Raw genomic sequence first — 6,778 nt, 5'->3', positions numbered from 1 at the left:
CAGCGTTTTCTTGAGCAAGACTGAAATCGTTATAATCGAAGGCTTTTCCGACATTTGTCCGTCCTCTCCATGCGGGGAAAGACAGGTCGGCGAATCTCTTTACCGCCACATCGAGGTGTGGCGAGGTGCGGCGAAAGCTGTTAACGAGTGAGCGCCAAGCGTTCACGTCTTCTGGAGTGTCCACATGGCACGCGTATGTGAAGTTACGGGCAAAGGCCCGATGGTCGGGAACAAAGTTTCCCACGCCAACAACAAAACCAAGCGCCGGTTCCTGCCGAACCTGCAATACCGCCGTTTCTGGGTCGAGACCGAAAACCGTTGGATTCGCCTGCGAATCTCCAACGCCGGTCTGCGTTTGATCGACAAAAACGGTATTGATGTTGTGCTCGCAGACTTGCGCGCACGTGGCCAGGCATAAGGAGCAGCACCATGGCAACCAAAGGCGGACGCGAAAAAATCAAGCTGGAATCTACAGCTGGCACCGGTCACTTCTACACCACCAGCAAAAACAAGAAAACCATGCCCGAGAAAATGTTGATCAAGAAATTTGATCCCAAAGCTCGCAAGCATGTGGACTACAAGGAAATGAAACTGAAGTAATTCAGGTTTGTTTGTCCACAAAAAAGCCCGCTTCGTGCGGGCTTTTTTGTGGCCGGTTCTTGCACCGGTGAACGTGTGGGAGTCGGGTTGTATACCCCCCAAACTCAGGTGCGAGCCGCCCGCAACCGCAAAGAAAACTCCTGCAAGGCCGCAATGCCGCTGGCCTCCGCCTGATGGCACCAGGCTTGCAGGTCGGTTGCCAGCTGTTCGCGAGTGTGTGAACGGTTAAGCCACAACTGGCACAACTCTTCACGCATGACCACCATTTTGTCCAGCACCGGCGATGCGGCGCGGACCATGGCGAGCTGGGGCACGGCTGCTGCGGGCACTTTCTCTGTATCGCGGTGCATCCAGCGCTGAGCGGCCTTGATGACAGCGGCGTCCGCGCTGCGTGATTTCATGGCTTGCAGTTCATCCTTGAACGCACGCCGCATGTCTTTGGCGTAACCGGCCATGATTTCATAACGATTGGAAATCAGCGCTTCCAGCGTCTTCTCATCAGCCACTGGGCGCACAGCACCAAAAGCCAGCTTGGGCGGGGTCTTTTTGACGGTTACCAGGCCCACCCTTTGCATCAGGCTGATGTACATCCAGCCAATATCAAACTCGTAAGGCTTGACCGACAGTTTGGCGGACGTGGGATAAGTGTGATGGTTGTTGTGCAGCTCCTCACCGGCAATGAGGATGCCCCACGGTGAAATATTGGTGCTGGCATCCGGCGCCTCGAAGTTGCGATAACCCCAGTAATGCGCTGCGCCATTGATGATGCCGGCCGCCATGACGGGCGTCCAGGCCATTTGCACGGCCCACACCGCCAAGCCCGTAGCGCCAAAAAGGGTCAGGTCGATGATCAGCATCAGGACGACGCCCAGCCACGAAAACCGGGTGTACAGATTGCGTTCCAGCCAGTCACTGGGTGTGCCATGGCCGTAACGTGTCAGCGTTTCCTTGTTGCTGGCCGCGGCCCGGTACAACTCATAGCCTTGCAGCAGCACGGTTTTGATGCCATGCACATGCGGACTGTGCGGGTCTTCCGGCTGCTCGCACTTGGCGTGGTGCTTGCGGTGAATGGAGGCCCATTCCTTGGTGACCTGGCCGGTGGTCAACCAGAGCCAGAAGCGGAAAAAATGCGAGGCAATCGGGTGCAAGTCCAAGGCACGGTGCGCTTGATGACGGTGCAAAAACACCGTCACGCTGATCATCGTGACATGGGTCACGGCCAGCGTGAACAACACGATTTGCCACCAGGCCAAATTCCAGGACCCATGCGCCAGCCAGTCAAGCACCGCGTTCAATGCAGCCCAATCAGGTAACAACATATTCAGTTTGTCTCTCAACGATGTATTAATTTTGGATATCGGATCAGGTCCAGTATGACCGCAGATGGGGCCAACAGCGGCAAATACCAGCTGCGCCGCTGAAATTCAAATTTTTTGCCACACCGCTGCAAAAAAACCATCCGTCTGATGGCGGTGCGGCCACAAACGCAGGTAACGCTGGCCGGTCTCCCCGCCGCTGCACAGCGTAGCCGCGCGCTCAACCTTCAAGCCAGACAGAATTTCACCGGCATCCAGCGGCGTGAACTCCTTGTTCGTCTCGGTAAATGCCTGGGCGATGGCCTCGTTTTCCTGGACCAGCATGCTGCAGGTTGCGTACACCAGCCGTCCGCCGGGTTTGAGCAAGCGCGCGGCACTTTGCAGAATGGCGGCTTGTGTAACGGCCAGCTCCGCCACCAACTGCAGGTTTTGCCGCCATTTGAGGTCAGGGTTGCGCCTCAAAGTACCCAGCCCCGAACACGGCGCATCCACCAGCACCCGGTCAATCTTGCCGGACAAGCGTTTGACGCGCTCATCACGCTCATGGGCGATGGCCGCCGGGTGCACATTGGACAAACCGCTACGGGCCAGCCGGGGTTTGAGCGCATCCAGACGATGCGGTGAGGTATCAAAAGCATACAAACGGCCGGTGCTGCGCATGCCCGCACCAATGGCCAGCGTCTTGCCACCCGCGCCGGCGCAAAAATCCACCACCATCTCGCCGCGCTTGGCGTCCAGCAGCATGGCCAGCAGTTGCGAGCCTTCGTCCTGCACCTCAAAGGCGCCGCGGGTAAACGCATCCAGCTTGTTCAGGGTCGGCTTGCCGGCAATGCGCAGGCCCCAGGGGGAATACGGTGTGGGCACGGCCTTGATGCCGAGCTGGGCCAGTTCTTTTTGCACGTCAGAGCGCTTGGCGTTGAGGGCATTGACACGCAAATCCAGGCCGGCGCCCAGGTTGAGGCTTTCCGCCAGCTGCCAGAATTCATCGCCCAGTTGCTCTTTGAGCGGCTGCACCAGCCACTCGGGCAGGTTGTGGCGATGGCGCTCCATCAAATCGGCCACATTGATTTTTTCGCACTGGTCGAGCCAGTTTTTTTCCTGGTCGGTCAGGGCGCTGCGCAGAAAATCGCCGGGACCGTAAAACCCCAGAATCGCCAAACGCCGTTCTTTGGGGCCACTGCCGGACGGCGCGTAATGGTCAAACAGCAGTTTTTTACGAAGAACGGTGTACACCGTCCCGGAGAGCGTAGCGCGTTCGCGCGGCCCCAGACCCCGGTTGTCACGGAAAAATTTCGAGACAATGGCGTCGGTAGGGTGGTCGAATTTGAGAGTAAGGCGAACGAGTTCGGAACAGACGTCAAGCAGGGCTTTTGGATGCATAACCTACGATTGTCCCATGATTGACGAAATACTGCCCCCTCTGACCGAGACCCGTAAGGGCCAGTACCGCCACTACAAGGGCTTGCGCTACGAAGTGATCGACACCGTACGCCATAGCGAAACGCTGGAGCCGATGACGCTTTACCGCGCCCTCTACGGCGAGCAGGGGCTCTAGGTGCGCCCGGCTGCGATGTTTGAGGAAGAGGTGGTGGTTGACGGGGTACGCCAAGCACGATTCACCTGGATTTCTGAGTAAAGCGCCAACAAGCCGCCGGGCTGTAGGACAACAGCGGGATTTACAAGACTTCACTCAGGAAAAACCGTTAACTCATTTGCTTCCTGCACAATGAACAGCTTCACCGCGTCCTATGCTGCAAGAACGATGGCTTCACAAAAATCAGAATCTCCGTGGCCACGCAGAGGCCTGCCGCGCGCCCTGCCCTTTGCCATGGCAATCGCAGTCAGCTTAAGCGGCTGCTCGTCCTGGTCGCCCAGGACCCAGGAATTGCCCGCGATCGCCTTGCCCGCGGCCTGGTCCACGGCGGCGTCCCCCACCAGCGCCGCCAATGACCCCGCGACGTCACTGGCGCAGTGGTGGCAGAGATTCAACGATCCCCTGCTGAGCACCCTGGTGGCGCAGGCTTTGCAGGCCAACACCAGCATCCGGTCGGCGCAGGCGGCGCTGCAGCAATCGCGCGCCCTGCGCGACGTGCAAAGTGCGGGCTTGCTGCCCGACGTGTCGGCCTCCGGGTCGGTGCAACGCAGCAAGTCCGGCGGCAATGACGCCAGCAACAGTTTCAGGGTCGGTCTGGATGCCAGCTGGGAACCCGATGTCTTTGGTGGCAAGCATAGCGCCGTGAACGCCGCCGAGGCCGACACACAGGTCGCCGAAGCAACGCTGGCCGATGTGCAGGTGTCGATGGCGGCGGAGGTGGCCCTGGCCTATATCCAGCTGCGCGGCCAGCAGGCACAAGCGATGATCGCCCGCAACAACCTCGCCAGCCAGAACGAAACCCTGCAAATCACCGACTGGCGGGCGCAGGCCGGGCTGGTCACGTCGGTTGAAGTGGAGCAGGCCCGCACCGCCAGGGAGCAAACCAGCGCCCAGATTCCCACGCTGGAGGCCAGCATGGCCAAGACCCGGCACGCCCTGGCGGTCCTGACCGGCCAGCCACCGGAGGCACTGCAGGCGCTACTGACTGATTCACTGGCCATTCCCCAAGCGGCGGACGATCTGGCCCTGAGCATCCCGGCGCAAACCCTGCGCCAACGTCCGGATGTCCGTGCGGCAGAACAGCGCATCAGTGCGGCCCTGGCGCGCGTATCAGCGGCGGATGCCGCGCGCTATCCCAGCTTTTCAATCAGCGGCTCCTTGGGCTTGAGCGCCCTGACACTGGGCGCGCTCGGCAACGGCGCTTCCGTGGTGAACGCCTTGCTGGGCAGTGTCTCGGTTCCGCTGTTCGATGGCGGCGCGGCCAGGGCCCAGGTGCGGGCCCAGACCGCCGCGCTGGAGCAGGCCCGCGTTGCTTACGAGTCCGTCGTTTTGACGGCCTTGAAAGATGTGGAGGACGCGCTGGTGGCCTTGCGCGGCGACCGTGACCGTCTGACCCACCTGCAAAGCGCCGCCACGGCGGCCGGCAATGCCGATCAGCTGGCACAGCAACGCTACAACAGTGGCCTGATTGACTTCCAGACCGTGCTGCAGACGCAGCGCGCGCTGCTGACAACACAAGACAGCGTGGCCAGTACCAGCGCCGACATCAGCGCCGACCATGTGCGCCTGTACAAGGCCTTGGGCGGCGGCTGGTTTTGAACCCAACCCGAATTCACGGAACCCACCATGACCACCGACGCTGCCGCCAGTGAACCGCTCTCAAAGACTGACCTGCAAACCGTGCTGGAAGAGGCACCTGCGCCGGTGTGGTGGCGCCGCACCCTGGTCTGGGTGCTCGTGGGGCTGGTGCTGCTGGCGGCGGTGGGCGTCTACTTCTGGCAAATGACCGCCCAGAACAATGCGGCGCCGGTCTATGTGACTGAGTCCGTGAGCCGCGGCAAGCTCACCTTGACCGTGGCGGCCAACGGCACGCTGCAGCCCACACGCTCCGTCAGCATTGGCAGTGAGCTGTCGGGCACCGTGCTGCGCGTGCTGGTGGATGTGAATGACAAGGTCAAAAAAGGCCAGGTGCTGGTGGAACTTGACACCGCCAAGCTGAAGGACCAGGTAGCGCGCTCACGCGCCGCCGTCAGCGCGGCCACCGCCAAGGTCGCACAAGCCGTGGCGACCGTCAAGGAAACGCAGGGCAACCTGGCACGACTGGAAGAAGTAGCGCGTCTGTCGGGTGGCAAGGTGCCGTCCAAGGCCGAACTGGACACCGGCCGGGCCACGCTGGAACGCGCCCAGGCGGACGAGACCAGTGCCCACGCCAATGTGGCCGACGCGCGGGCGGCGGCCTCCACCGATGAAATCAATCTGTCCAAAGCCTCCATCCGTTCCCCCACCGATGGTGTGGTGTTGACACGAACGGTGGACCCTGGCAATGCGGTGGCCGCCTCCTTGCAGGCGGTCACCCTGTTCACCGTGGCCGAAGATCTGGCCCAACTCCGGCTGCAGGTCAATGTGGACGAGGCCGATGTGGGCTCGGTCAAGGTCGGGCAAAAAGCCAACTTCACCGTCAGTGCCTATCCGGCCCGCAAATACCCGGCCACCGTCACCCGCGTGGCGTATGGCTCCACCACCACCGACAACGTGGTGACCTATCTGACCTACCTCGAAGTCGACAACACCGACTTGAGCTTGCGCCCCGGCATGACGGCCTCCGCCATCATCACCTCCACCGAGCGGCTTGACGCGCTGTTGGTGCCCAACACGGCGCTGCGTTTCACGCCGTCCGCGGCCGGCAGCACAAAGGACGCCGCCAAGGCGTCTGGTGGCATTGTCTCCAGTCTGATACCGCGCATGCCGCGTGGTGGCGCGCGCAAATCGGCGGGCGGCAGCGGCCTTTCCAAGCAGGTGTGGGTGCTGCAGGGCGGCACCGCGGTGGCCGTGGCCGTGGCGCCCGGCATCAGCGACGGCCGCATGACCGAGATCACCGGCGGCGAACTGCAGGCCGGCATGCTGGTGATCACCGATCAGCGCGCGGCAGGCACGACGCCATGAGCGAGCCCCCGCTGATCCAGCTCAAAGGCGTGACCAAGGTCTACGGCCAGGGCGCCACCGCCTTGTCCGCGCTCAAAGGCGTTGACCTGACCATCGAAGCAGGAGATTTTGTCGCCATCATGGGGCCCAGCGGCTCGGGCAAGTCCACCGCCATGAACACGCTGGGTTGCCTGGACACGCCCACCACGGGCGAGTACCTGTTTCGCGGCGTGCACGTCGAGACCCTGTCGCGCGACCAGCGAGCGCGCTTGCGCCGCCGGTTTTTGGGCTTTGTGTTTCAGGGCTTCAATCTGCTGGCGCGCACCTCGGCCCAGGAAAACGTGGA

Annotated in this window: 8 protein-coding genes and 1 pseudogene; 6 read left to right on the top strand and 3 right to left on the bottom strand. The window is 61.7% G+C overall.

Going from position 1 to position 6,778, the window contains the following annotated elements:
- On the bottom strand, window positions 1-184 hold a 184-nt coding region (locus B3V69_RS18325; protein WP_296448547.1), incomplete at its 3' end, for a hypothetical protein.
- On the opposite strand from B3V69_RS18325, the gene rpmB reads away from it, so the two are divergent.
- On the top strand, window positions 185-418 hold the full coding sequence (rpmB, locus tag B3V69_RS18320) for a 50S ribosomal protein L28 (protein WP_114973864.1): 234 nt from the start codon (window positions 185-187) through the stop codon (window positions 416-418).
- 11 nt (window positions 419-429) lie between these two features.
- Window positions 430-600 (top strand): 50S ribosomal protein L33, encoded by a 171-nt coding sequence (gene rpmG / locus B3V69_RS18315; protein WP_011465453.1) that lies wholly within the window; start codon window positions 430-432, stop codon window positions 598-600.
- 104 nt (window positions 601-704) lie between these two features.
- Here the strand turns inward: rpmG and B3V69_RS18310 are convergent, their stop codons facing one another.
- Both B3V69_RS18310 and B3V69_RS18305 read right to left on the bottom strand, forming a co-directional pair.
- Window positions 705-1,919 (bottom strand): DesA family fatty acid desaturase, encoded by a 1,215-nt coding sequence (locus tag B3V69_RS18310; protein ID WP_296448542.1) that lies wholly within the window; start codon window positions 1,917-1,919, stop codon window positions 705-707.
- A 105-nt stretch (window positions 1,920-2,024) separates the two neighbouring features.
- Window positions 2,025-3,296, bottom strand: a complete 1,272-nt coding sequence (locus B3V69_RS18305) for an RsmB/NOP family class I SAM-dependent RNA methyltransferase (RefSeq protein WP_296448541.1) — start codon at window positions 3,294-3,296, stop codon at window positions 2,025-2,027.
- A 16-nt stretch (window positions 3,297-3,312) separates the two neighbouring features.
- Here B3V69_RS18305 and B3V69_RS18300 point away from each other — a divergent pair.
- The 4 genes and pseudogenes from B3V69_RS18300 to B3V69_RS18285 form a co-directional block, all read left to right on the top strand.
- Window positions 3,313-3,552, top strand: a pseudogene (locus B3V69_RS18300) (DUF1653 domain-containing protein).
- 192 nt (window positions 3,553-3,744) lie between these two features.
- A complete protein-coding gene (locus tag B3V69_RS18295; protein WP_296448539.1) occupies window positions 3,745-5,109 on the top strand; it encodes an efflux transporter outer membrane subunit in 1,365 nt (454 codons plus the stop codon).
- A 27-nt stretch (window positions 5,110-5,136) separates the two neighbouring features.
- Window positions 5,137-6,453, top strand: coding sequence for an efflux RND transporter periplasmic adaptor subunit (locus B3V69_RS18290; protein ID WP_296448537.1), 1,317 nt, complete (start codon window positions 5,137-5,139; stop codon window positions 6,451-6,453).
- Window positions 6,450-6,778: ATP-binding cassette domain-containing protein (locus tag B3V69_RS18285; RefSeq protein ID WP_296448536.1), on the top strand; the 329-nt coding region annotated here is incomplete at its 3' end. The genes B3V69_RS18290 and B3V69_RS18285, both read left to right, overlap by 4 nt.

It is taken from the genome of Rhodoferax sp. UBA5149, assembly GCF_002413825.1.
Taxonomy (GTDB): domain Bacteria; phylum Pseudomonadota; class Gammaproteobacteria; order Burkholderiales; family Burkholderiaceae_C; genus Rhodoferax.
This window is presented reverse-complemented; position numbering and strand designations above follow the sequence as displayed.